The organism is Streptomyces sp. NPDC102279 (assembly GCF_044766365.1).
Lineage (GTDB): Bacteria > Actinomycetota > Actinomycetes > Streptomycetales > Streptomycetaceae > Streptomyces.
Window position 1 is genome coordinate 111910 of the sequence record NZ_JBIWLU010000004.1, and the last position, 23301, is coordinate 135210.

Here is a 23301-nt window from a genome sequence, read left to right on the forward strand (position 1 = left end):
GCCCGCTGGCGCGATCCTTGCGGACCATGGCGATCTCGCCGGTGTCACGGCGGCGGTGCGCGAGCGAGGCTGGGAGGGAACCCGCAGGGACCGGAAGGACATCACCCATGACTCGCATCGCCATCAACGGATTCGGCCGCATCGGGCGCAACGTGCTGCGCGCGCTGCTCGAACGCGACACCAAGCTGGAGGTCGTCGCCGTCAACGACCTCACCGAGCCGGCCGCGCTCGCCCGGCTCCTCGCCTTCGACTCGACGTCCGGCCGGCTCGGCCGCCCGGTGACCGTCGACGGGGACACCCTCGTGGTCGACGGCCACCGCATCAAGGTGCTCGCCGAGCGCGAGCCGGCGCAGCTGCCCTGGGCGGAACTCGGTGTCGACGTCGTCCTGGAGGCGACCGGCCGTTTCACCTCGGCCGAGGCGGCCCGCGCGCACCTCGACGCGGGCGCCAGGAAGGTCCTCGTCAGCGCGCCGTCGGACGGCGCCGACGTCACCCTCGCGTTCGGCGTGAACAACGACGCGTACGACCCGGCCACGCACACGATCGTCTCGAACGCGTCGTGCACCACCAACGCGCTCGCGCCGCTGGCCGCCGTCCTCGACGAACTCGCCGGTATCGAGCACGGCTTCATGACGACGGTGCACGCCTACACCCAGGAGCAGAACCTCCAGGACGGCCCGCACCGCGACGCCCGCCGCGCGCGTGCCGCCGCGGTCAACATCACGCCGACGACGACCGGTGCCGCCAAGGCGATCGGCCATGTGCTGCCGAACCTGGAGGGCAAGCTGTCGGGCGACTCGATCCGCGTGCCCGTCCCGGTGGGCTCGATCGTCGAGCTGAACACGACCGTGGCTCGTGACGTGACGCGCGACGAGGTGCTGGCGGCCTACCGCACCGCGGCGGAGGGCCCGCTCGCCGGCGTCCTGGAGTACTCGGAGGACGCCCTCGTGTCGTCCGACATCACGGGCAACCCGGCCTCGTCGATCTTCGACTCGGCCCTCACGCGCGTCGACGGCCGCCACATCAAGGTCGTCGCCTGGTACGACAACGAGTGGGGCTTCTCCAACCGCGTGATCGACACCCTCCAGCTCCTCGCCGCGAACTGACCGACAGCGAAGAGCATCCCGGCAGGCCCCGGCGGACTGCGAGAGCCCGGCGGACGTCGGGCGGGCGCCGGGGCGGCGGTCGGGCGGGGCGCGGGCATGAAGCATGGGCGCGGCGGCGCGTACCGGGACTGCCGCGCTCCTCGCGTGGGTCCGCGGGCCGGGTGACGGACGCTCTCCCGGTTCCTCGGCCGGGTGGACGGGCGCCTTCGTCAGTCCACCGGCCAGGTGTGGACGGGGGCGTTGAGGTGCATGTAGTCGATGTACTGCCGTGTCATGAGCCGTAGGGCCTCGTGACGGTCGTGGTGGCCCGAGGCTTCGAGGTGGTGCAGCATCTCCTTCTGCCAGACGGCGCCGTTGCGCGCGGTGACGCACCGCTGCTCGATGATGCCGAGCAGCGGTTCACGCCACGCCGCGTCCATGCCCGAGCGCTCCAGGCCCTGGTGGGCCAACGGCAGCAGCCGGCGCAGGACGAGTTCGGGCACCGGGACCTCGCCTGTTCCGGGCCAGTACAGACGGGCGTCGATGCCGTGCCGTGCCGCGGCGTGCAGGTTGTCCTCGGCGGCGGAGAAGGACATGCGTGACCACACCGGCCGGTCCTCGTCGACGAGCGCGCGGGTGAGGCCGTAGTAGAAGGCGCCGTTGGCGAGGGTGTCGGCGACGGTCGGACCCGCGGGCAGGACGCGGTTCTCCACCCGCAGGTGCGGTCTGCCCTGGGCGACCGCGTAGACGGGACGGTTCCATCGGTAGATCGTGCCGTTGTGCAGGGTGAGTTCGGCCAGGTCGGGAATGTCGCCGCGGTGCAGCATCTGCGTGGGGTCCTGGTCCTCGCACAGGGGCAGCAGGGCCGGGAAGTAGCGGAGGTTCTCCTCGAAGAGGTCGAAGACGCTGGTGATCCACCGCTCTCCGAACCAGACCCGGGGCCGTACGCCCTGTGCCTTGATCTCCTGCGGGCGGGTGTCCGTCGCCTGCTCGAAGAGCGGGATGCGTGTCTCGTGCGCCAGTTCCTTGCCGAACAGGAAGGGCGAGTTCGCGGCGAGCGCGACCTGTACTCCGGCGATCGCCTGCGCCGCGTTCCAGTAGTCGGCGAACTCCTCGGGTGACACCTGGAGGTGGAACTGCGTGCTCGTGCAGGCGGCCTCCGGCGTGATGGTCTCCGCGTAGGTCCGCAACCTGTCGACGCCGTCCACCTCGATGAGCAGGTCCTCGCCGCGTGCCGCGAAGACCTGCTCGTTGATCAGCTGGTAGCGGGCGTTCTCCGACAGGGCCTTGGGGCCCACGTCCTTCTCGCGCAGGGTGGGGAGGATGCCGACCATGATCAGGTGGACGCCGACGGTCCTGGCGCGTTCGTCGGCGTGGTTCAGCGCGGCGCGGATCTCCTGTTCCCAGGCGTCGGGGCCGCCCGCGGTCAGCCGCCGGGGCGGAACGTTGATCTCCAGGTTGAACCGGCCCAGCTCGGTGTCCCAGGCGGGATCCGCGATGGCGTCGAGCACGTCGCTGTTCCGCATGGCCGGATCGGCCTCGGCGTCGGTCAGGTTCAGCTCTATCTCCAGGCCCACCTGGGGCCGCTCCGCGTCGAACCGTGACTCGCGCAGCATCTGGGCGAAGGCGTCGAGACATTCCTGCATCTTGATCCGATACTGGCGTCGGTCCTCGCGGGTGAAGACCAGCGCCGGAACATCTCGTCCCATCGGGCCCTCCCGGGTCACTCACCCCACGGATACCTCTCCCCTCCAGCGTCGCACCGCCGGGCGGGTCTGACCATGCGAGAGGGGTCGTGGTCGCCGTCGGCCGGCCGGCGGGGCGGATGACCGGAGATCGGTGTCGGCCGGCCCGGCCCCGTCACGGCGCCCTGTCGCCCCCGGTCGGTCCGACCGCACCGGGCGAGGAGGCGTGCTCCTCGAATTCGGCCCGGCTGTGGGGTCGTTCAGAACCAGGAGGTGACGCGGCCGCCGGCCTTCATCCAGCGCCGTACCAGCCGGAACGCCTGGATGACGGTGAGTGGCCACAGGATGGCGAAGCACCAGAGGATGGCGGGTTCGGACGTGCGGTACCCGATGACCGCGACGAACACCGAGCAGATCAGCATCAGCACGACCGAGAGCGGGAGCCAGGGTCGTCGGGCCGTGGTGGGGGGCGGGCCCGGTTCGACGTGATCGTGCCGCAGCCCTTCCTCGATCTCCGCGAGCGCGGCGCGTTCGAGCGGAGACAGCCGGACATCGTCCCGGTGGTCCTTCTCGTCCACGGCGACACACCTCCTGAGGATTCTTCGTTCGAAGCGGGCTCTCGGGGTGCCCGGCGAGGGCTGGGCCGGTCTCGGTGAGCGCGAGGCGGGTTCCTCAGCCGCGCCCGTCGTGGCGACCGGCCGAGGGTTGGCGGGTCATGCCACGCGGCTCTCCGACGGCGGTGTCTCGTCCTCCTCGTCGGGCAGGTGGACGTCGTCGACGGCGAGGTTGACCTCCACGACCTCCAGGCCGGTCATCCGCTCCACGGCCGAGATCACGTCGGTGCGTACGCCCGTGGCCACATCCGCGATGGGGTATCCGTAGTCGACGACGAGGTCGAGGTCCACCGCCGCCTGACGCTCTCCCACCTCGACGCTCACTCCACGGCTGCCTCCGGGACGTCCGACGGGCACCCGGTCGCGCACGGATCCGAGCTTTCGTGCCATGCCGCTTCCGAGGCTGTGAACGCCGATGGAATCCCGCGCGGCTGCCGCGGCGATCTTCTCCACCACGCTGTCGGCAATGGTGGTCCGCCCCCTGCCGGCCGGATCACCCCTGCCCTGGCTGCCGGACCCCTTGGACTTGTCCGTCTCGTTCTTGCTGGTCGTGGGGCTGCTGGTCAGGTCCGTCATCGAGACCTCCTCCATGCGGAGATGTGCGAAGTGCCCAACGGGACGGCGGGCACGCCCTAGTCGCTATCGTCACACAAACGGAGTAATTCGTGCGATGGGAGGGAAAAGGTGCGAAATCCCCGTCGGTCTGTAAGGCGTGCCGACAGCCCGGCCCTTCCGTGGCTTGCCCTACCTGAAGTAACAAGATCAAAATGCCGGTGGGCGCCCCGGGCAACTATGCGGCGCGCCCTTCCACCTCCCTCGTGCGCCGCGTGAGATCGGCGTATCCCCCCGCGTCAGGAGCCCAGGATGCAGACCCCCGACGACGCCCTCGAACAGGCGCGCATGTCGTACGAAGGGCACCTGAACACCTGCCGTCAGTGCGCCGCGGATCGGGCGCCCTGCGCCGTCGCCAAGCACCTCCGGCGCGTCTACAACAGCCTCGACCTGGCCGCCCGGCGTGGCGTCGCGGGAGGTCCCGCCACACGGATGCGATGAGCGGGGCAGCCCTTTCGCGGCGGCCCCGTCGCCGTGCGGCAGGATGGGGGCATGAGCGTAGTCAAGATCAACGTACTGACCGTCCCCGACGAGCAGCGGGAGACGCTGGAGAAGCGCTTCGCCTCGCGGGCCCACGCGGTGGAGGGCTCCGACGGGTTCGAGTGGTTCGAACTGCTGCGGCCCCTCGAAGGCACCGACAGCTACCTCGTCTACACCCGCTGGCGTGACGAGGAGTCCTTCCAGGCCTGGATGGAGGGCCCGATGAAGGCCGCCCACCAGGGCGGGGCCGCGCCGAGCGGTGAGCGTCCCAAGCCCGCGGCGAGCGGGTCCACACTGTGGTCCTTCGAGGTCGTGCAGCAGGCCGCTCCGGCCAAGCCGTAACCGCGTCGGCGTCGCCGGGGTGATGCTCCCCGCGTGAAGGTCAACTGCTGCGCGTGTGGAAGCGGTTGGCCTTCCTACGGCACTCCCAGTTCGAACAGGGCGTATCCGGCGTAGGAACCGGAGGCGAGTGCGGCGATGCCGAGGACCGTGCACAGCACCGGTGTGCCGAGGCGGCGCATCGCGGTGGCGCAGGGGATCAACAGCGGGAAGGCGGGGAGCAGATAGCGGGAGATGTTGCCGAAGATCTGCTGGCTCCCCAGCACGAGGGCCATGGTCAGCACGGTGTGGACGATCAGGACCGGCGGCGGGCGCAACCGCACCAGCAGGGGCAGGGCCAGCAGCCCCAGCAGGACCGTGGCCGCGCCGATGACGTCTTCGTAGGGGTACGCGAAGAGGTAGTCGAAGTGCCCCACCGGGAGTGACGTGAAGACGTCGAAGGTCTGCCGGCCGTAGTCGAACGTGTGGGCCCAGGCGCCCTTCTGGAGTGCGAAGTATCCGCCGTAGTCGCCCATCCGGTGTCCCACCCAGCCGAGATGGCCGGCCAGGCCGAGCGGAGCGATCGCGACGGCCGCCAGCGGCCGCAGGACCGGGCCACGGCGTCGCCTCCCGTCCGGGGCCGGAAGGCTGCCCCGGCGGCGTACTTCGCGGTGGTGGAGGCGCAGTTCGAGCAGTACGGCGAGTGCCAGCGCCGCGATGAGCGCGGTGGCGGTCGGTCGCGTCAGGCCGGCCAGACAGGTCAGGAAGCCCGCGATGAGCCAGTTGCGGCGCATGACGGCGTGGCAGGCCCAGGCGGCGAGGGCGATGTAGAGGGACTCCGAATAGCCGGACCATTCCATGCCGGATCCGGGCCACACGGCGAAGAGTCCGGCGGCGGCCAGTCCGGCGCGCCTGCCGCTGACGCGCGAGGTCACGGCGTGGATGCCCAGCGCCGCGACGAACGAGGCGGCGATCGAGACCGTCAGCCCCGCGCCGAACAGGCCGAGCCCGGTGCCCGAGCAGACCACGCGCATGAGCGCGGGATACAGGGGGAAGAACGCGGCGGAGTTGCCCTCCAGGGTGATCAGGCCCGTGGCGCCGGGTACCGGGACGAGCGCCGGATGGTAGCCGTGCGCGGCGATCTGCTGGTACCACCAGCCGTCCCAGGTGGCGAGTACGTCCCAGGCGTGGGCGCCGCCCCCGAAGCGGGGGTGCTTCCGTCGGAAGTCCCCGGTGGAGTCCAGCAGGAACATGAAGACGCAGAAGCCGGTCAGCTTCAGCGCGCCGTACAGGGCGAGGACCGGGACGTGTGGCCGCACGGACCGGCACAGCCTCTCCCACGCCTCCTGGGCGCCGAACCGGAGCGGGGCGACGCCCTCGCGCGGTCCGCCGGCGGTCGGTGCTCCACGGGGGCGCACGGCCGTGCCGTCCAGCGGAGTCGTCCCGTCCGGTCGGAGGCCGGCGAGGGGCCGATGTCTCCTGTCGAGGGGGGACATGCCGTCCTCGTGCGGTGAAGTCACCGGGTGCGTCGGGTGGTTGCTCATCGCGGACCACCCTCCGCGCCGACGCCGTGGGCGGTCGCGGGGAACACCCACGTACGCAGGAGGGCGAACCGCAGCAGCGTCGCCACCAGGTTGGCGCCGACGAGAACCGCGATCTCGGCGGCCCGTCCGGGAGCCTGTGCCCAGCGGTGCAGAGCCGCCAGTGAGCCACTGGTCAGCGCGAGACCCAGGCCGAGGACGGCCAGTCCCTTCAACTGGTGGCGCACCACGCCGCCGCTGCCGCGCAGGCCGAAGGTGAGCCGGCGGTTCGCGGCGGTGTTGGCGAGGGCGCACACCAGCAACGCCCACGCGTTGGCGGCCTGCGGCCCCGTCACCGGACGCAGCGCCGCGTAGAGGAGCACGTACCCGAGGGTGCTCACCACGCCGACGGCCCCGAACCGCACCAACTGCGCCGTGAGGGAGTCCGGGGACCCGCCGCAGGCCGAACCCCCGAAGCGGACCGTCGGCAGTCTGCCGCGGGCCAGCGCGCGGCTGATCCTGGCGATGCCCCGCAGGTCGGCCATGGCCGTGGAGACCAGATCGACCCGGCTGTCGGGGTCGTCCACCCAGTCGACCGGCACCTCGTGGATACGGAGCCCGGCGCGTTCGGCGATCACCAGCAGTTCGGTGTCGAAGAACCAGGCGGAGTCCTCGACCAGGGGCAGCAGCCGTTCGGCGACATCGCGGCGCACGGCCTTGAAGCCGCACTGCGCGTCGGAGAAGCCGACCGCGAGGGTGGAACGCAGAAGGGCGTTGTAGCAGCGGGAGATGATCTCGCGCCGGGGGCCGCGGACGACGCGCGAACCCGGGGCGAGACGGGTCCCGATGGCGATGTCGGAGTGACCCGAGATCAACGGGGCGACCAGTGGAAGGAGCGCGTTCAGTTCGGTGGACAGATCCACGTCCAGGTACGCGAGCACCGGCGCCCGCGAGGCCGACCACGCGGTGCGCAGGGCCCGGCCGCGCCCCTTCTCCTCGAGGCGTATCCACCGGGCCTCGGGCAGTTCGGCGGCCAGCCGGGCGGCGATCAGCGGTGTGGTGTCGGTACTGGCGTTGTCGGCGACGGTGATGCGGAAGGGGTAGGGGAACGTCTCGCGCAGGTGGGCGTGGAGCCGCCGCACACTGGGCTCCAGATCCGTCTCCTCGTTGAACACGGGGACGACCACGTCGAGGACGGGCTCCGTGTGGTCGGCGGGCAGGGCACGGTGGACGGGGCGGCGGTCCACGGACGGCCGCTCCCCGTACGGTCGCTCGTCGTGAGGTCGGTTCATGGGCGGGCGCTCCTGAGAGGGTCCGTGCGCGATCACCTGCGTGGGGAGGCCCACGGGAACGGGAGCCAGCGCCTTCGTCATGATTCGTCCTGTTCTGTGCGCTGCCGCTGGGCAGGCGGAGGCGGCTCGTGGCCCGACGGCGATCACGACGTCCGGGCCCGAGTGCGGTGGCTACGGGAGATGGGGCGTGGGGTGCGGGAGCTACTCGGTGCCGTCCGTTACAGCGACGTACGACGACGTGACGGTGGAGGTGGTGCTCGACCGTGTCCCGCTGGGTGGCACCGGGGTGGTGGCCGGTGGGCTGGTGGTCACCCCTCCGGCCGGACCGGTGGCGACCGAGGTCGAACTCTCGGGCGCGGTGGGGCTGTCGGGCGTGACGGAGGTTCCCGCGCTGTCCTCGGCCGTGGACGTGGCGGACCCGCTGGGACTCTCGCTGGGAGACAGGGTCGGTGTCGGGGTGACGGTCGGGGACGTGGGGGTGGTGGCGGGGCGCGGGAGGGGTGCCTGCGGCCGCTCCTGGTCCCGGGCGTGCGGCATCAGGAACAGGCCGACGCTGATTCCGGCGACCGCCAGCACGGATCCGGCCGCCTTCTGCGCTGCGCGGATCCGGCGCCGTGCGCGGACGCCGGATCGGAGGCCGTCCTGCTGCGCGGGCCCGAAGGGGGTGTGTTCATGGGTGTCGCGCATCATCCGCGCCAACTCCCGCTCGAAGTGGTCCATGGATTCCTTCACCCCACCGGCTCGATGACGTCCGTCAGGATCTGACGCAGGCGCGCCACTCCGCGTGACGCGTGGGAACGTGCGGTGCCCAGCGGGCACCCGAGGACCTCCGCCACCTGCTTCTCGGGCAGGTCCTGGTAGTAGCGCAGCACGACCGCCGCCCGCTGCCGGGGCGGCAGTTGGGCGAGGGCCGCCTCCAGCCGCGACCGTTCCACGACGGCGGCGGTCTCGTCCCTGGTCTGCGCCAGGTCCGGCAGCTGCTCGACGGGGCGTTCACCCCACCAGCGGCGCCGCGCGGAGCGGGCGGCGGCGCGGGCCAGGATCTTGCGCACGTAAGCCTCGGGCGCCTCGTCCGCGACCTTCGGCCAGACGAACCAGAGTTTGACCAGTGCCTCCTGGAGCAGGTCCTCGGCGCGGTGCCGGTCACCCGCGCAGAGCAGGCGCGCGAGGTGGAACAGCGTCGACCAACGGGCCGCGACGAATCCGTCGAACCCGTCGGTCCCCTCGCTCTTTGCCTGTCGCATCCGCACCGTCCCCGCACTTGCCGCCTTCGTACACCTGGAGAAAGACGCCGGAAGGCGCTTCGCTATGCACTCCGGGCGCGTGATCTGGGTCACGGCGTGCGGGGGGTAGCGGTGCGGTGCTCGCTGGTCAGAGAGTGCCGCGCATGTGCTGGGTGAGGCGGTCGCGTTGTTCGTTGAAGGCGACGCGGGCGCGCTGCAGCTCCTCCGCGTCGAAGGGGAGCCCCTGCGCCACGGTGTCGCGGTAGGTGCGCAGCAGGGCGACCGTGTGGGTGGCCTGCCGGACGACCTGGTCGTCGGCCACCAGGGACAGCTCCAGTCGGCGCGGCAGGACGTTGCTGTCGCGCAGGACGGTCGCGGCGCGGGCGAGCGCCGTCTCGTCGCGGTCGTGGCCCCGGGCGATGTTGACCAGGATCTCGCTGGCCTCCGCGGTGGCGTTCAGGAAGGCGACGTAGGAGGCGCGGCGGTCGTCCCGGGTGCGCTGCTCACTCTCCCGCAGCCAGCGGCGCCGTTCCGCGAGCGCGGACGCGGAAAGGGCGATGAGCGCACCCATGGTGGTGCTGAGAAGGCTGGTCCATTCCACACCCCTACTGTGCTCAGCCAGTGACCCGCCCAACCCGCGTGCGGCGTTGTCTCCTCCCCAACTCGGCGTACGTGAAGTCTCGTTGGGGCAAGTCCAGCGGCATGTGAACGGGCCCGTCCCGGTGTCCAGGACGGGCCCGTTCACCGCCGGAAGCCTCGGGCTCGCGGCGTGTGCGGGGGAGGGGCGGGTCAGGAGGCCGGGACCTCGTCCACGAACGCGGTTCCGGCCGTGCGGTACGCGGCCACCTTCGCGGACACCTGGGCCGGGGAGAGGACCTGGTCCTTGACGTGCAGGACGTAGTCGACCTGCTCGTTGTAGGCGCGCGACGTCGTCGACGTCTGTCCGGCGAGGTCGATCAGCCACTGGTTGAAGTTGATCGACATGGGCCGTTCGGGCAGGTACTGGGCGTCATGGGTGCCGAAGAGCTGCCCGTCGATGTAGTACTTGATGCTGCTGTTGTCGATCGTGAGCACCAGGTCGTGCCAGCCCGCGTAGCTCTGCCGCGACTCCGTGTGCTGGTTGACCGCCTGCCAGGGATCCGGGTTGTACGTCTCCCAGGACGTCGTGTACAAGATGTTGCCCGACTCGCCCCAGCCGCCGTTGGGCAGGTACTCGAAGTCGTACTCGGCGTAGTCGTCGGCCATCGGCGCCTTGAGGTCGTTGATGGTGAAGAACGTCTGCACCAGGTGGTCCCCGTCGGGGCCCGACTGCGGGGCGTCGGCGAACTTCACCCGTGCCGCGTAGGTGCCGTTCTTGAACTTCGTGCTCTTGGAGACGACCTCGGTCTGCTTGGTCGACTCCGCGGTGCCCGCGGTCGACGTCTCCAGGTTCATCACCTTGTTCCCGGACACCGTGGGGAAGGTGACCTTCGAAGGGTCCCAGTTGGCGCCGGGGACCCCGGGACCACCGGAGTTGGAGCGGACGTTCCAGCCGTGGGCGGAGATCGCCGGGTCGCTGTACGACGCGTAGCTGAAGTCGTCGAACAGGGACTGGCCGCCGCCGGGCGGGTCGGTGGGATCCGTCGGGTCGGTCGGATCCGTCGGGTCGTTGCCGGCCGGAGCGGTGCCCCAGACGGTGGCACCCGCGAGCTGCGCGGTGACCTTGCTCCAGTCCGCGTACGAGGTCTGCGCGCCGCTGAAGGAGTAGTCGTCCGCCTGGTTCAGGGTCTGCCAGTTGGCCTGGTAGAAACGCAGCTGCATGTCACCGGTGTCCGCGCCGGACGCCAGCGTGCCCGCGGAAGAGGTGAAGCCGATCTCCAGATAGCGGTCCGCGGTCGCGGTGGGGTTGGCCAGCGTGCCGAACGTGCCCGTGATGTTCGCGCACCCCTTGACCGCCCACGAGCACGCGAAGCGGTAGGTGGTGCTCGCCGAGTCGGCCTTGAAGTAGTAGCGGATCTTCACCTGGCTCAACTGGACCGATGCCGAGCCGGTGTTGCGCACCTTGAGCCACGGTTCGCTCTGATCGGCGGTGGCTCCGCTCGCGCTGGTGCGGTACTGGACGGCCACGCCACCGTCGGCGGCACCGGCGGTCGTCGGGAGGGCGATCAGGGCACTGCCGCCGAGGAGGGCGGACAGGGCGAGTGCCAGGCGGCGGCGGCCGGTCGGCGGACGGTTTCTCATGTGAGTTCCTTTCGAGGGCTCCCGTTCGGCGCGGGAGGGTGGGGGGGCGCAGGAACACGGTGGGGAGAACGGCACTGCACGCTTGACCAGTTGGCCCATCGGCTTTACCAGTTGACGTCGCATGAAGGTGGCATAGACCATTGCAGGCGTCAACCCCCCAGGAACTAAGGGGGACTTGGTGGAATGGGGGGTGGCCGCGGTCGAGCGGAGGGGCATGTTTGGGCGGCACGATCTCAAGTGCCGCCCTTGACCACTGGACCAGTTATGGTCAGGGGCCATACCAGTTGGCCGGTACCGACGACGAACGAGAGCACCGCATGGAGATCGATCCCGCCGCCTCCCGCGCGGTACTCAAACGCGAGAGAGTCCGCGACACGATCCTCGAACTCATCGAGGAGCGCCGTCCCGGAGACGCCATCCCCTCCGAGCGCGTGCTCTGCGCCGAACTCGGCGTGTCCCGACCGACGCTGCGGGCCGCGGTCGACCAACTCGTCGTCGCCGGACTGCTCGTGCGCGAGCACGGCCGGGGCATGTTCGTGGCCGCCGAGAAGATCACCCAGGAACTGGTCTCGGGCCGGGAGACCTTCAGCCTGCCGCAGGCCGCGGGTACGTGGACCAGCAGACTCCTGGAGTTCAGCACGCTTCCCGCGGGCGCCCGGGTCGGCCGCAGACTGCGCATCTCGCCCGCGGCCAGAATCCGCTATGTGGCGCGCCTCCGCCTGGTCGACGACTCGCCGATGGCCATCGAGTACCTGCACGTCCCCGCCGACCTGGTGCCCGACCTGACCAGTGACGAGCTGGAGAACGGCGACCTGTACGAGCACCTCGGCGAACGGCACGGAATCCAGGTCAGCGAGGCGGTCCAGTCGATCGAACCGACCGTGGTGAGCCGCGACGAGGCAGGCCTGCTCGACGTGCCGGAACTCTCTCCGGCCCTCCTCTTCGAGCGCCTCACCTCGGACGCCGACGGCCGGCCCGTGGAGTACGTCCACTCGATCTACCGGGGCGACCGCTACCGCATCGTCTCCCGGCTGGCACTCGGTCCGCGCTCCGGGCGGACGTCACCGGGGGACGGGCACCACCCCGGCATCCCGCCCGGGGACTTCCTGCCGGGCGAACCCGTCACGTTCTCCACACGCGGCGTGGTGGCCGACGACCTCTTCGGACGCGCCGACGCCCGGGGCGCCCGCCGGCCCGCCAGGTGACGGAGGACGGCCCGGCGGGCGACACGATCTCGTCGCCCACCGGCCCGTCCTCGCCGCCCGACGTCATCTCCCGTCGGGCGGGGCCGCGGTCCCGGAAGGTCAGGACGGTTCCCCCTCGGCAGCCCCCAACAGGCCGGCGATCACCGTGAATCCACGGCGCTCGGCATGCTCCAGGGCGGTCACGCCCTCGGCGTCCGGGAGTCCGGGCGTGGCGCCCGCCGCGAGGAGCAGTTCCACGATCTCCTGGTGCGCCCGCCCGCCGTCACCCAGGATCACGGCCTCCAACAGGGCGGTCCAGCCGAGGCGGTTGACATGGTCGACGTCGATGTCCGTCTCGTCGAGCAGCGCGCGAACATAGTCGACGTGCCCCCGTTCCGAGGCGGGGATGAGCGCGATGCCGCCGAAGCGGTTGCGCACCTTCAGGTCAGGCCGTGCGGGGAGCAGCGTCCGCATCATGGCGACGCTGCCCGTGACACCCGTGGCCAGCCAGGCGCTGTCCTCGCGGTCGTCCTGCGCGTCCGGGTCCGCGCCCGCGGCGACGAGCACCTCCGCCGCAGGCACGTGGTCGCCGAGGGAGGCGAGGAGCAGCGGGGTGCGGCGGTGCGCGTCGCGTGCCCCGGGATCGGCGCCCGCGGCGAGCGCGGAACGTACGGAGTCCGCGTCGCCCTGACGGGCGGCGTCGAGCAGGGCGAGGTCGTGCGGGTTCATGTGACTGTGCTCCTTCGTCGTACACCTGCCGGTGGGCCGCGCGCGGGTCGCGGACCCCTGCCGCGGGAAACCGGCGAGGTGGCGGGCCGCAGGGATCATCATGCGTTCACGGGTGCGCGCGTGGCCCGGTCGGGTCGGCGCCGGCCCCGCCCCCGAGAGCGTCCCGACGGGCCCGGGTCCCGGGTCAGTGGCCCAGCGCCGCCACGCCCGCCGCGGCGAACTTCTCGTCCAGGTCACCGGAGGGTGCCCCGGCGACACCGATCGCCGCGACCGGCGCACCCTTGACGTCCACGGGCGTGCCACCCGCGAGGAACAGCGTGCCGGGGATGTCCTTCAGGTTCGGCGTCTGCGCCAGACGCTTGGCCAGCTCCGACGTGGGCGCGTTCCAGGAGACGGCCGTGTACGCCTTGCGCTCCGCGGACTCGTACGACTGCGGGCCCGCGCCGTCGCCCCGCAGGGTGACGAGCGTGTTGCCGTTGCGGTCGACGACGGCGACGGTGACCTTCTGGTTCTCCTTCTCGGCGGCGTCGAGCGCGGCCTGCGCGCCCTTCGTGGCGGCGTCGATCGAGAGGTGGGTGGACGTGACGGTGCTGCCGCCCTTCACGCTCGCCACGGGAGCGGCTGCGGCGGAGGCTGACGACGAGGCGTTCGCGGACACCGTGCCGAACGTGCCGGCGGCGACGGCGGCGAGCACGGCACCGCCGGTGGCGATACGGGCACGGCGGGAGAGCTTATTCATGAGGTCGACTCCAGGTCGGGGAGGGCGGTTCGCTTCTTCCGCTCTCCAGCCTGGTGCCGTGGCAAGCCCGTCACCGTCGGCGTTCCGGCTCGCCGCGCGCTGCCGACCGGCCCACACCGGGGTCAACCGATCGGATGACCCCGGGCCCGCCCGGACGGGTCACCATGGAAGGGTTCGGGCAGGCCGGAGGCGGTCAAGGAGGTGGAACGGCATGAACGCGGAAACGGACCGGACGGGCGACCGGGACCTCGGCGCGGATTACGCGGACGCAGCGGGTGAGGTCCCGAGCGGCGGCGCCGACGAGCGAACGGACCCCCGGTACGCGGCGGACACCCGCCTGCTCGGCGTCGTGATGCACGTGGCGTTCTTCCTGCTGCTGGGCGGCGCCCTCGCGCGCTTCCTGCTCCGCCACCCCGGAGAGTCCCGCACGCCCTGGATCATCGCGCTCTCCGTCGTCCTGGCCGTCCTCTACACCGTCCCCTCCGCGGGAGCCGTACGCGGTCACGCCGGACGCTCCGGCCGGGAGACCGCCCAGGACCGGACCGACCGGCGGCTGCCCGCCGTCCCCGGGCTCGGCCGGCCGGCCGCCGTGGTCGCGGTGTGGGTGGTTCTCGTGCTGCTCGCACCCAGCTTCGCCTGGTGCGCCGTGCCGCTCTTCTACACGGGCCTGCGCGTACTGCCCACCCGGGCGGCGCTCGCGCTGGTCGTGGTGCTGACGGCGTTCGTCGTCGCCGCCCAGCTCCGCCTCGCCGGCGGCTTCGACCCGAACCTACTGCTCGCCCCGCCCGCCGTCGCCGCGATCGCCACCGCCGTCTTCCTCCGGATGGAACGGCAGGCCACCCGCCAGAGCGCCCTCATCGACGACCTGATCCGCACCCGCCGCGAGCTGGCCGCCGCCGAGCGCCGCGCAGGCACCCTCGCCGAACGGCAGCGGCTGTCCATGGAGATCCACGACACGCTCGCCCAGGGACTGTCGAGCCAGCGGATGCTGCTCCAGGCCGCCGACCGCGTCTGGGAGTCCGACCCCGGCAAGGCGCGTGGCCATGTCCGCACCGCCGAGGCCGTCACCGAGCACAACCTCGACGAGGCCCGCCGCTTCGTGCACGACCTCGGTCCCGCCGACCTGGCCCGCGGCGCACGCCTCGACCAGGCGCTGCGCGCACTCGCCCGGCGTGAGTCCGGTGAGCACCTCACGGTCCGCGTCCACGTCGACGACGCCGGGCGCGTCCCGCACGTGCCGGAGCGGGTCCGTTCCGCCCTGCTGCGGATCGCCCAGGGCGCCCTGGCCAACGTACGGGAGCACTCCGGGGCACGGACGGCCACGCTCACGCTCACCCTGCTGGACGACCAGGTCGTCCTCGACGTCGCCGACGACGGCCACGGCTTCGCCCCCGGGGAGCTGCCCGCCCTGGCGTCCGGGGTGCGCGGCCACGGAGTGCCCGCGATGCGCGCCCGGGTGAGCCGGCTCGGTGGCACCCTCACCGTCGAGTCCGCGCCCGGAGAGGGCGCGGTCCTGTCCGCAGCGATCCCACTGGAGTCCCCCCGATGACAGCCGCGCCCGGTGCGCCCGACGCGTCCCGCCGCCCCGTCCGCATCCTGCTGTGCGACGACCACGCCGTCGTCCGCGCCGGACTGCTCGCCCTGCTCGACAGCGCGCCGGACATCGAGGTCGTCGGAGAGGCCGGTACGGGCGAGGAGGCACTGGCACTCAGCGCCAGGCTCGTCCCCGACGTGGTCCTCATGGACCTCCAGCTCGGCGAGGGCATCGACGGCGTCGAGACCACCCGCCGGCTCACCGCGGCTCCCGGCGGCGGACCGCACGTCCTGGTGCTGACGACGTACGACACCGACGCCGACATCACGCGAGCCATCGAGGCCGGGGCGACCGGCTACCTGCTGAAGGCCGAGCGCCCGGAGGAACTGTTCGCCGCGATCCAGGCCGCCGCCCAGGGGCGTACGACCCTGTCGGCCCCGGTCGCGAGCCGGGTGATGGCCAACATGCGCAGCCCGCGGCCGACCCTCACCGACCGCGAACGCGACATCCTCGCCCAGCTCGCCCAGGGCCTCGGCAACCGCGAGATCGCCAAGGCCCTGTTCATCAGCGAGGCGACGGTCAAGACCCACCTCGGCCGCATCTACGACAAGCTCGGCGTCGACACCCGGGCGGGCGCGGTGTCGGTGGCGAAGGAACAGCGCCTGCTGCCGTGACGCCCGAGGCCCCCGGGTGTACGGGGGCGCCCGCACGGACCCCGGGCGGCCTACCCGGCCTGCCGCGCGCGGTCGGCCTCCGCGAACACCTGCAGGGCGATCTGGTAGCTGTCGAAGGCGCGGGCGGCGCCGGCGTACGCCTCGACGTGGATGAACACCTCGACGATCTCCTCCGGCGTCACACCGCTGTTGAGAGCGATACGAAGCTGTCCTCGCAGCGGTTCGAGCGTGCCCAGGGTCGCGGCGATCGTCACGGACACCAGGGCGCGGGTCCGCGTGTCCAGGACCTCGGTGCGGGGCCACGCGTCGCCGAAGGTGTGCACGGTCGCAAGGCGCTTGAAGTCCGCGCCGTTGGCGGGCTCACCGGGGCCGGGTTCGAGGAACCCCGCCAGCGGAATGCCGAGCAGCCGCCCGGCGGTGCCGAGGGCCGCGGCGTAACGCCCTTCGTCGTCTGCGTCGGCTGTCATGCGTGCCCACCTCCGTGGGGATCCGTGCTCAGAACCCGAGTTCGGTGAGCCCGGGGTGGTCGTCCGGCCGACGGCCCAGCGGCCAGTGGTACTTGCGGCCGGATTCCGTGATGGGCACGTCGTTGATGGAGGCGTGCCGCACCGCCATCAGACCGTCCGGATCGAACTCCCAGTTCTCGTTCCCGTAGGACCGGAACCAGTTGCCGTCGACGTCATGGGACTCGTACGCGAAACGCACGGCGATGCGGTTCCCGTCGAATGCCCAGAGTTCCTTGATGAGGCGATAGTCCAGCTCTCTCGACCATTTGCGGGTCAGGAACTCGACGATCTCGTCCCGTCCGTCGACCCATTCGTCGCGGTTTCTCCAGCGCGAGTTCTCGGCGTAGACGAGTGACACCTTGTGCGGATCTCGGCTGTTCCAGCCGTCCTCGGCCATACGGACTTTCGCCATGGCGGATTCACGGGTGAACGGCGGGAGGGGAGGGCGTTCCGTCACAGCGGCTCCTGAGATGGGGGATTCGACTGCGTCGCGTCGGCCGGTCCTCATGTGGCCGGTGACACCGGACCATTTTAGAGTGGATGAATGGCTTGCTCATCCGGGGTCCGGAAGGCATGTTCGCCGTGAACGCGCCGACGTCGGTCCGCCCGGAATTCACCACCGTCGACGGTCTCTCCGTGCGCTTCGCGCGGAGTGCGCGTGTTGACGGGGCGCGGCAGGACGCCCTGTTGCTGAGCCCATGGCCCGAGAGCGTGTACGCGTTCGAGCAGGTGTGGCCAGGGCTTTCCCGGAGCGCGCGTCTGACTGCCGTGGATCCCCCGGGGTTCGGCGGATCGGCATCCCGTGACGCGCTGCGGTCACCGCGGGCGATGGGGGAGTTCGTCGTCAGGCTGGCGGACGCCTTCGGGCTGGAGCAGCCGCATCTCGTCGGCCCCGACATCGGCACGGCGTCGACGCTCTTCGCCGCCGCCGCGCATCCGGACAGGTTCCGCAGCGTCGTCGTGGGCAGTGGGGCAGCCGTGGTGCCGCTTCAGCTCACCGGGCCGCTGAAGGAGTGGGTGGAGGCCCCGGACCTCGAACCGTACCGGCGGATCGACCCGCGACGGATCGTCGACGCCGCGCTGTCCACCATCGACGGCTTCACCCCGTCCGACGAGATCCGCGACGATTACCACGCGTCCTACGCGGGCGACCGCTTCGTCGAATCGATGCGCTACGCCCGGGCATACCCGGCGGAACTCCCGGTCCTCGCAGACCTGTTGCCCGACATCCGGACACCGGTGCGGATCATCGCCGGTGTCCGGGACGCGGTCGTGCCGCCGGCCAACGCCGAGTTTCTGCACGACCGACTGCCGCACAGCCGACTGGACTTCGTCGACGCGGGCCACTTCTGCTGGGAGGAGCGGCCGGAGTTGTACGCGGAACTGGTCGTCGACTGGTGGGACGAGGAGAAGGGACGGCCATGACCTGTCTGACACGCCCGCTGCTCTACGGAGCCGCGGCAGGCGCCGCCGGCACCACCGCGCTCAACATCGTCAGTTACGCCGACATGGCATGGCGGGCGAGGCCCGCGAGTTCGACGCCCGAGGTCACCCTCAGCAAGCTCGCGGAGAAGCTGCATGTGCGGATTCCGGGCGAGGGCGAGACCCTGAAGAACCGGATCGCGGGCCTCGCCCCCATGACCGGGTTCGCCGCCGGCCTCGGCATGGGCGCCGTGCTGTCCCTGGCCCGCGCCGCCGGCTGGCGCCCGTCGTTGACGACGGAGTACACGGTCGCGACCCTGGGCGCGCTGATCGGCACCAACGCCCCGATGACCGTCCTCGGCGTCACGGACCCCCGCACCTGGTCGGCCACGGACTGGATCTCCGACGTCGTCCCGCACCTGGCGTACGCGGTGGTGACGGTGGGCGTCCTGGAGCGTATGTACGGGGTGGCCGGCATGTAGCGGCATCCGGTTCGATATCCGGTTCCTGGAACCTGATATCGAGGCACGGACGAGTGCCGACGCAAGGGTAATGGGAGGCGCGCGATGCCGCGCGGTGAACGCGTCGAGGAGTGCCCGGATTCCGTCGGTGACCGGTGTTTTCCGGGCTGTTCCTCCGACGCGCTGAAGGGCGGCCCCTCGGCTAGAGTGAGGTCGACGACGTGCTCATTCCGGTCGCCCTTCACCGCCGACCTTTCCGTCGAATCCCTGTACGTCCGCAGCGGTTTTTCGTGGCGTCGCCAGAAAAGCCGGCTCGGGCACCGAACTCGCGTGACGCGTGGAGTTCCGGACCAGTTCGAGAGGAAAACTCACATGCCCTTCGCCACCGCCAAGGACGGCACGCAGATCTTCTACAAGGACTGGGGTTCGGGCCAGCCGGTCGTGTTCTCCCACGGCTGGCCGCTGATCGCGGACGCGTGGGATCCCCAGATGAAGGTGATGGCGGACAACGGCTTCCGCGCCATCGCCCACGACCGGCGCGGTGGCGGACGTTCCGGGCAGCCGTGGGAGGGCAACGACCTCGACACGTACGCCGACGACCTGGCGGCGGTCATCGAGGCCGAGGACCTCCAGGACGTGATTCTGGTGGGCCACTCCACCGGCGGCGGCGAGGTCACCCGCTACATCGGCCGGCACGGCACCGGACGGGTCGCCAAGCTGGTCCTGCTGGGCGCGATCCCGCCGCTGATGCTCAAGACGGACGCGAACCCCGAGGGCCTGCCCATCGAGGTCTTCGACGGGATCCGCAAGGGCGTGGAGACGGACCGTTCGCAGTTCTACGAGGACCTCAGCGCCGCGTTCTACGGAGCGAACCGCGACGACTCGACGGTCACGCAGGGAACCCGCGACGAGTTCTGGCTCTGGAGCATGACGGTCGGCATCAAGGGCGCCTACGACTGCGTCAAGGCGTTCTCCGAGACGGACACCACCGAGGACCTCAAGAAGGTCGACGTGCCCACGCTGATCGTGCACGGCGACGACGACCAGATCGTCCCCAAGGTGGCGGCGGGCGACAAGTCCTCCAAGCTCGTCAAGGACTCCGTCTACAAGGTCTACCCGGGCGCACCGCACGGACTGGCGATGGTCCCCAAGTTCGCGGAGATCTTCAACAAGGACCTCCTCGACTTCGCGCGCAGTTGAGCCGAGCAGGACCCGACGAGCGGCCCGGTGCCGGAAGGCCGGGCCGCTCGGTCATGCCAGGACGCGGCGGTGGCTGTCAAGGCATCGGGCAGGTTTCCCTCGCGCTTCTATTAAATTAGTAATAATTATTGACAGGGTTTTCGGTCCCGCGTCACAGTCGTCGCCGTGACGCCGAGGGCCCGGTCTCCCCGCGGCCCGCGTCACGTCTTCCTGCTTCCCAACGCCTGGGAGAGGCACGTGACTTCACACCCGACCGCGCACGGACCCCGACATCACCGGCTCACCCGTCCCGCCGTGGCGGCGGCGATCGCCGTGACCCTTGCCGCGACCGCGACCCCCTCCGCCACCGCGACCCCCGCCGGCCGAGAGGCTGTGGACCAGGGGGCGCCGGCCTTCTACGACAGCGGCCTCGCCCCCACCCCGTACATGGGCTGGAACACCTACTACGGGCTCGGCGCGCCCACCGAGAAGGAGGTTCGAGCCGTCGCCGACACGCTCGTCCGCACCGGACTGCGGGACAGCGGCTACGACATCGTCTGGCTCGACGGAGGCTGGCAGGCCGACAACCCCCGTGACGGTCAAGGCCGGTTGGCCGTCAACCGTGAGCGCTTCCCGTCCGGCATCCCGGCCCTCGTCTCCTACCTGCACCAGCGTGGCCTGCGGGCCGGCATCTACACCGACGCCGGCACCTACGACGGAGGCAAGAGTTGCGGGCTGGGCAGCCGCGGCCACTACACCGCGGACGCACGGCAGTTCGCGGGATGGAAGGTCGACGCCATCAAGGTCGACTTCCTGTGCGGCATCGGCGAGAAGCTCGATCCGGGGCCCGCCTTCAAGGAGTTCAGCGACGCCGTCGCCACGTCCGGGCGCCGCATGCTGCTCAACCTCTGCAACCCGCTCACCGACGACTGGGGCCTGCCCCACACCCCCGAGCAGGACGCGCACAACACCTTCGCGTACGCGCCCACCATCGCCGACTCCTGGCGCACCGGCACGGACATCGCCTGGGGCTCGCCGAGCCCCGGGCAGTGGCCCAACGTGCTGCGGAACATGGACGCCAACGCCTGGCACCCCGAGGCGCAGGGGCCCGGCCACTACAACGACCCCGACTACCTGATCCCGATGCGCCCCATGGCCGACGGGAACCTGGAACTGACCCAGGAGGAGTCGACGACCCAGCTGGTGATGTGGGCGGAGATGGGCTCACCCCTCGTCATCGGATCCGACCCGCGCACGCTCACGCCCTCGATGATCGACACCCTGCGCAACCCGGAGATCATCGCCGTCGACCAGGACCCGCTCGCCGTCCAGGGCGTGCGGATCGCCGGCGACAGCACCGGCGACGTCTACAGCAAGGTCCTTGCCGGACACGGCCGGCGCGCGGTCGTGCTGCTCAACCGGTCCGACCAGCCCGCCGACCGAACCGTCCGGTTCGCCGACGCGGCGCTCGGCGGTCCGGTGAAGGTCCGTGACCTGCGGGCCCGGGCCGACCGTGGCACGCACACCGGTTCGTTCACCGTGCGGATCCCGGCGCACGGCACCGCGTTCCTCGGACTCACCGGCGAGGACGCCCTGCCCGGCGCCCGGCTGGGGGTGCGCGCATCGGCGAGCCCGGCCGTGGCCCGTACCGGCGACACACTCGACACGTTCCTGCGCGGCCCGGACGGCACGCTGATCCAGCACACGTCCGCCGCGAACGGCACCGGTGTCGCCCGCACGCGCGATCTCGGCGCGCCCACCCGAGGCGGCGTCCTCGGACAGCCCGCCGCCTACGCCTCCGCCGGCGGTCGGATCGACGTCTTCGTCCGCGGAGCCGACTCCGCTGTCCACCGCCGGGTCTACGCGCACGGCCGGTGGGAGAGCTGGGAGAGCCTGGGCGGCCGGGTGTCCGACGCGCCGAGTGTCGCGTTCGGTGACCCCGGGCACTGGACGCTCTTCGCGCGCGGCGCGGACGGGCGGGTGGTCCAGCGGGGTCCGTCATCGGGCTGGTCCTCGCTGGACGCGCCTGAAGGCCGTGTGGTCCACGGGAGGCCCGCGGCCGTGACCGACTCGGCGGGGCGCACGCACATCGCGGTGCGCACCGGCTCGGACGACGTGTGGACCCGCTCGCGGGACGCGTCGGGGGAGTGGTCGCCGTGGACGTCGATCGGCGGAACGGTCAGCGGCAGTCCGACACTTGTCGCCGTCGGTGACACGGTCGTGCTCTACGCGCGGGCCGCGGACTACACCCTGTGGCAGCAGCGGTACACGGCCGGCGCCTGGGAAGGGTGGAGCAAGCGCCAGGAGTTTCCCGGCGCCGCGTTCGAGGGCTCGCTCGGGGCCGTCGCGGACCCGGACGGCACGGTCGACGCGGTGTACCGCGGAGTCGACGGGTACGTCCATCGGACTCAGTTCAAATAAATTAGTAATTAATCTTGACGTGGCGTGAGTGCCACGCGAACCTGGATCCGCCGCGAGCGGGGCAGCCCGGCTCCGGCCGGACGTCCCGCCCCGGCGGATCCACAGGGAGCCCTCCATGACGAACCTTCAGCCCAGCCGACGGCGTGTCCTCGCCGGACTCGGCTCCGCCGGAACAGCCGCGCTGCTCAGCGGCTGTGTCACCTCCACCTCAACCGCCAAGTCCTCCTCCAAGGGCGCGGTCACCCTCCAGTCCAACCTGTCCGCACCGCAGGCCAAGGCCGCCATGGAGGACCTCGCCGCCGCCTACGGCAAGAAGGGGTCCGGGCGTCTCAGCCTCAACACCGTGGCCGCGGAGACCTTCCGCACCCAGCTGCCGACCTACCTGACCTCGGCCAACCCGCCGGACGTCTACACGTGGTACCCCGGCTCGGTGGCGGACGCCTACGCGAAGAAGGACCTCCTCCTCGACCTCGACGACGTGTGGGACTCACCCGACCTCAAGCGCTACTCGAAGGCCCTGCACTCCCTGTGCACCGGGAGCGGGGGCAAGAAGGTCTTCGTCCCCACCACCTACTACTGGTGGGGCATGTTCTACCGGAAGTCCAACTTCGCCAAGTGGGGCGTCCAGGAACCCACGACCTGGGACGAGTTCCTCGACCTGTGCGACAAACTCAAGTCCAAGGGCGTCGACCCGATCGGGCTGGGCGCGGGCGGCAACACCGCCTGGGTGGCCTCCGCCTGGTTCGACTACCTGAACATCCGGATCAACGGAGCGCAGTACCACCGTCAACTGCTCGCCGGACAGCACCGGTTCGACGACCCCGAGGTCCACAAGGTCTTCGACCGCTGGCGCGAGGTCCTGCCCTACTTCGACCCGGACGGCACCGCGGTCGCCTTCCAGGACGCCACCACCTCCCTGCTCAACGGCCGCAGCGGCATGATGCTCATCGGCACCTTCTTCGCCGACGCCGCCCCCAAGGACGCCCTCGACGACATCGACTTCTTCCGCTTCCCGGTCATCGACCCCAAGGTCCCCCTCGCCGAGGAGGCCCCCACCGACGGCTACTTCGCCAGCGCCAGGACCGGCCGCCACGACCAGGTCGCCGACCTCATGCGCTACCTCGCCGGCGTCGAGGCGCAGGAGATCTACATCAAGGGCTCCTCCGGCACGGTGCTGCCGTGCCATCCGGGCGCCAAGGACGCCGGAACACCCCTCGTCCGCAAGGGGCGCAAGCACATCGAGGCGGCGACGGAGATCACCCAGTTCTTCAACCGCGACTCCAGCGACGCCCTCCAGCCCACCGCCGACACGGCACTCACCAAGTTCCTGGCCAAACCGAAGTCCGTCGACGGGATCCTGACCGACTGGCAGCGCGAGGCCGAGAAGATCTGGAGGGCGTGAG

General features: G+C 71.1%; 24 protein-coding genes. 11 read left to right on the plus strand and 13 right to left on the minus strand.

Annotated features, from left to right (window positions below):
* Positions 1 to 107: 107 nt before the first annotated feature.
* Entirely contained in the window at positions 108 to 1106 is a 999-nt protein-coding gene (gap, locus tag ACIRQH_RS10300; RefSeq protein WP_388871982.1) for a type I glyceraldehyde-3-phosphate dehydrogenase, read from the plus strand.
* Positions 1107 to 1315: 209 nt separating this feature from the next.
* Here the strand turns inward: gap and ACIRQH_RS10305 are convergent, their stop codons facing one another.
* From ACIRQH_RS10305 to ACIRQH_RS10315, 3 genes are all read right to left on the minus strand, one after another.
* A complete protein-coding gene (locus ACIRQH_RS10305) occupies positions 1316 to 2794 on the minus strand; it encodes a glutamate--cysteine ligase (RefSeq protein WP_388871979.1) in 1479 nt (492 codons plus the stop codon).
* 236 nt (positions 2795 to 3030) lie between these two features.
* Entirely contained in the window at positions 3031 to 3348 is a 318-nt protein-coding gene (locus ACIRQH_RS10310) for a DUF3040 domain-containing protein (protein WP_388933133.1), read from the minus strand.
* 135 nt (positions 3349 to 3483) lie between these two features.
* A complete protein-coding gene (locus tag ACIRQH_RS10315) occupies positions 3484 to 3960 on the minus strand; it encodes an Asp23/Gls24 family envelope stress response protein (RefSeq protein WP_404225139.1) in 477 nt (158 codons plus the stop codon).
* A 288-nt stretch (positions 3961 to 4248) separates the two neighbouring features.
* Between ACIRQH_RS10315 and ACIRQH_RS10320 the strand changes: the two genes are divergently transcribed.
* Positions 4249 to 4437, plus strand: coding sequence for a hypothetical protein (locus ACIRQH_RS10320; RefSeq protein WP_388871971.1), 189 nt, complete (start codon positions 4249 to 4251; stop codon positions 4435 to 4437).
* A gap of 51 nt (positions 4438 to 4488) precedes the next feature.
* Positions 4489 to 4818: an antibiotic biosynthesis monooxygenase family protein gene (locus ACIRQH_RS10325; protein WP_388871968.1), complete on the plus strand. Its 330-nt coding sequence runs from the start codon at positions 4489 to 4491 to the stop codon at positions 4816 to 4818.
* Positions 4819 to 4892: 74 nt separating this feature from the next.
* On the opposite strand, the gene ACIRQH_RS10330 is transcribed toward ACIRQH_RS10325, so the two are convergent.
* From ACIRQH_RS10330 to ACIRQH_RS10355, 6 genes are all read right to left on the minus strand, one after another.
* A complete protein-coding gene (locus ACIRQH_RS10330; protein ID WP_404225140.1) occupies positions 4893 to 6338 on the minus strand; it encodes a hypothetical protein in 1446 nt (481 codons plus the stop codon).
* Positions 6335 to 7606, minus strand: coding sequence for a glycosyltransferase (locus ACIRQH_RS10335; protein WP_388871962.1), 1272 nt, complete (start codon positions 7604 to 7606; stop codon positions 6335 to 6337). The genes ACIRQH_RS10330 and ACIRQH_RS10335 overlap by 4 nt, the downstream gene beginning before the upstream one ends.
* Positions 7607 to 7807: 201 nt before the next feature.
* Positions 7808 to 8326 (minus strand): hypothetical protein, encoded by a 519-nt coding sequence (locus tag ACIRQH_RS10340; protein ID WP_388871960.1) that lies wholly within the window; start codon positions 8324 to 8326, stop codon positions 7808 to 7810.
* A gap of 8 nt (positions 8327 to 8334) precedes the next feature.
* Complete coding sequence (locus ACIRQH_RS10345; protein ID WP_388871958.1) at positions 8335 to 8850, minus strand: SigE family RNA polymerase sigma factor; 516 nt, start codon at positions 8848 to 8850, stop codon at positions 8335 to 8337.
* Positions 8851 to 8977: 127 nt separating this feature from the next.
* Positions 8978 to 9430 (minus strand): hypothetical protein, encoded by a 453-nt coding sequence (locus ACIRQH_RS10350; protein WP_388871956.1) that lies wholly within the window; start codon positions 9428 to 9430, stop codon positions 8978 to 8980.
* A 188-nt stretch (positions 9431 to 9618) separates the two neighbouring features.
* Positions 9619 to 11049: a cellulose binding domain-containing protein gene (locus ACIRQH_RS10355; protein ID WP_404225144.1), complete on the minus strand. Its 1431-nt coding sequence runs from the start codon at positions 11047 to 11049 to the stop codon at positions 9619 to 9621.
* Between the two features lie 317 nt (positions 11050 to 11366).
* Here ACIRQH_RS10355 and ACIRQH_RS10360 point away from each other — a divergent pair, with 317 nt between their 5' ends.
* A complete protein-coding gene (locus tag ACIRQH_RS10360) occupies positions 11367 to 12254 on the plus strand; it encodes a GntR family transcriptional regulator (protein ID WP_388871950.1) in 888 nt (295 codons plus the stop codon).
* A gap of 99 nt (positions 12255 to 12353) precedes the next feature.
* Here ACIRQH_RS10360 and ACIRQH_RS10365 read toward each other — a convergent pair whose 3' ends face one another.
* Both ACIRQH_RS10365 and ACIRQH_RS10370 read right to left on the minus strand, forming a co-directional pair.
* Entirely contained in the window at positions 12354 to 12962 is a 609-nt protein-coding gene (locus tag ACIRQH_RS10365) for an ankyrin repeat domain-containing protein (protein WP_388933145.1), read from the minus strand.
* Between the two features lie 184 nt (positions 12963 to 13146).
* Positions 13147 to 13701: a heme-binding protein gene (locus tag ACIRQH_RS10370; RefSeq protein WP_404225148.1), complete on the minus strand. Its 555-nt coding sequence runs from the start codon at positions 13699 to 13701 to the stop codon at positions 13147 to 13149.
* A gap of 352 nt (positions 13702 to 14053) precedes the next feature.
* Here ACIRQH_RS10370 and ACIRQH_RS10375 point away from each other — a divergent pair, with 352 nt between their 5' ends.
* Positions 14054 to 15250, plus strand: coding sequence for a sensor histidine kinase (locus ACIRQH_RS10375; protein ID WP_404225709.1), 1197 nt, complete (start codon positions 14054 to 14056; stop codon positions 15248 to 15250).
* Positions 15247 to 15909 (plus strand): response regulator, encoded by a 663-nt coding sequence (locus ACIRQH_RS10380; protein ID WP_388871943.1) that lies wholly within the window; start codon positions 15247 to 15249, stop codon positions 15907 to 15909. The genes ACIRQH_RS10375 and ACIRQH_RS10380 overlap by 4 nt, the downstream gene beginning before the upstream one ends.
* Positions 15910 to 15959: 50 nt before the next feature.
* On the opposite strand, the gene ACIRQH_RS10385 is transcribed toward ACIRQH_RS10380, so the two are convergent.
* Both ACIRQH_RS10385 and ACIRQH_RS10390 read right to left on the minus strand, forming a co-directional pair.
* Positions 15960 to 16376: a carboxymuconolactone decarboxylase family protein gene (locus tag ACIRQH_RS10385; RefSeq protein WP_388871940.1), complete on the minus strand. Its 417-nt coding sequence runs from the start codon at positions 16374 to 16376 to the stop codon at positions 15960 to 15962.
* Between the two features lie 28 nt (positions 16377 to 16404).
* Positions 16405 to 16923, minus strand: coding sequence for a DUF1348 family protein (locus tag ACIRQH_RS10390; RefSeq protein ID WP_404225152.1), 519 nt, complete (start codon positions 16921 to 16923; stop codon positions 16405 to 16407).
* A gap of 32 nt (positions 16924 to 16955) precedes the next feature.
* On the opposite strand from ACIRQH_RS10390, the gene ACIRQH_RS10395 reads away from it, so the two are divergent.
* The 5 genes from ACIRQH_RS10395 to ACIRQH_RS10415 all read left to right on the plus strand — a co-directional run bounded on the left by ACIRQH_RS10395 (position 16956) and on the right by ACIRQH_RS10415 (position 23300).
* Positions 16956 to 17840, plus strand: a complete 885-nt coding sequence (locus ACIRQH_RS10395) for an alpha/beta fold hydrolase (protein WP_404225154.1) — start codon at positions 16956 to 16958, stop codon at positions 17838 to 17840.
* On the plus strand, positions 17837 to 18319 hold the full coding sequence (locus tag ACIRQH_RS10400; RefSeq protein WP_404225157.1) for a hypothetical protein: 483 nt from the start codon (positions 17837 to 17839) through the stop codon (positions 18317 to 18319). The genes ACIRQH_RS10395 and ACIRQH_RS10400 overlap by 4 nt, the downstream gene beginning before the upstream one ends.
* Positions 18320 to 18670: 351 nt before the next feature.
* Positions 18671 to 19498 carry an alpha/beta fold hydrolase gene (locus ACIRQH_RS10405; protein WP_388871929.1) on the plus strand — a complete coding sequence of 276 codons (828 nt, stop codon included), beginning with the start codon at positions 18671 to 18673 and terminating at the stop codon, positions 19496 to 19498.
* A gap of 237 nt (positions 19499 to 19735) precedes the next feature.
* Entirely contained in the window at positions 19736 to 21898 is a 2163-nt protein-coding gene (locus ACIRQH_RS10410; protein ID WP_404225160.1) for a glycoside hydrolase family 27 protein, read from the plus strand.
* A gap of 115 nt (positions 21899 to 22013) precedes the next feature.
* Positions 22014 to 23300, plus strand: coding sequence for an ABC transporter substrate-binding protein (locus tag ACIRQH_RS10415; RefSeq protein ID WP_404225163.1), 1287 nt, complete (start codon positions 22014 to 22016; stop codon positions 23298 to 23300).
* Position 23301: the final 1 nt, after the last annotated feature.

Coding starts and splice junctions, on each gene's coding strand:
- ACIRQH_RS10365 (WP_388933145.1), bottom strand. CDS start 12,962: ATGAACCCGCACGACCTCGCCCTGCTCGACGCCGCCCGTCAGGGCGAC.
- gap (WP_388871982.1), top strand. CDS start 108: ATGACTCGCATCGCCATCAACGGATTCGGCCGCATCGGGCGCAACGTG.
- ACIRQH_RS10330 (WP_404225140.1), bottom strand. CDS start 6,338: ATGAGCAACCACCCGACGCACCCGGTGACTTCACCGCACGAGGACGGC.
- ACIRQH_RS10380 (WP_388871943.1), top strand. CDS start 15,247: ATGACAGCCGCGCCCGGTGCGCCCGACGCGTCCCGCCGCCCCGTCCGC.
- ACIRQH_RS10390 (WP_404225152.1), bottom strand. CDS start 16,923: ATGAGGACCGGCCGACGCGACGCAGTCGAATCCCCCATCTCAGGAGCC.
- ACIRQH_RS10335 (WP_388871962.1), bottom strand. CDS start 7,606: ATGAACCGACCTCACGACGAGCGACCGTACGGGGAGCGGCCGTCCGTG.
- ACIRQH_RS10345 (WP_388871958.1), bottom strand. CDS start 8,850: ATGCGACAGGCAAAGAGCGAGGGGACCGACGGGTTCGACGGATTCGTC.
- ACIRQH_RS10325 (WP_388871968.1), top strand. CDS start 4,489: ATGAGCGTAGTCAAGATCAACGTACTGACCGTCCCCGACGAGCAGCGG.
- ACIRQH_RS10375 (WP_404225709.1), top strand. CDS start 14,054: ATGCACGTGGCGTTCTTCCTGCTGCTGGGCGGCGCCCTCGCGCGCTTC.
- ACIRQH_RS10400 (WP_404225157.1), top strand. CDS start 17,837: ATGACCTGTCTGACACGCCCGCTGCTCTACGGAGCCGCGGCAGGCGCC.
- ACIRQH_RS10385 (WP_388871940.1), bottom strand. CDS start 16,376: ATGACAGCCGACGCAGACGACGAAGGGCGTTACGCCGCGGCCCTCGGC.
- ACIRQH_RS10395 (WP_404225154.1), top strand. CDS start 16,956: ATGAATGGCTTGCTCATCCGGGGTCCGGAAGGCATGTTCGCCGTGAAC.
- ACIRQH_RS10315 (WP_404225139.1), bottom strand. CDS start 3,960: ATGACGGACCTGACCAGCAGCCCCACGACCAGCAAGAACGAGACGGAC.
- ACIRQH_RS10305 (WP_388871979.1), bottom strand. CDS start 2,794: ATGGGACGAGATGTTCCGGCGCTGGTCTTCACCCGCGAGGACCGACGC.
- ACIRQH_RS10360 (WP_388871950.1), top strand. CDS start 11,367: ATGGAGATCGATCCCGCCGCCTCCCGCGCGGTACTCAAACGCGAGAGA.
- ACIRQH_RS10355 (WP_404225144.1), bottom strand. CDS start 11,049: ATGAGAAACCGTCCGCCGACCGGCCGCCGCCGCCTGGCACTCGCCCTG.
- ACIRQH_RS10320 (WP_388871971.1), top strand. CDS start 4,249: ATGCAGACCCCCGACGACGCCCTCGAACAGGCGCGCATGTCGTACGAA.
- ACIRQH_RS10340 (WP_388871960.1), bottom strand. CDS start 8,326: ATGGACCACTTCGAGCGGGAGTTGGCGCGGATGATGCGCGACACCCAT.
- ACIRQH_RS10370 (WP_404225148.1), bottom strand. CDS start 13,701: ATGAATAAGCTCTCCCGCCGTGCCCGTATCGCCACCGGCGGTGCCGTG.
- ACIRQH_RS10415 (WP_404225163.1), top strand. CDS start 22,014: ATGACGAACCTTCAGCCCAGCCGACGGCGTGTCCTCGCCGGACTCGGC.
- ACIRQH_RS10405 (WP_388871929.1), top strand. CDS start 18,671: ATGCCCTTCGCCACCGCCAAGGACGGCACGCAGATCTTCTACAAGGAC.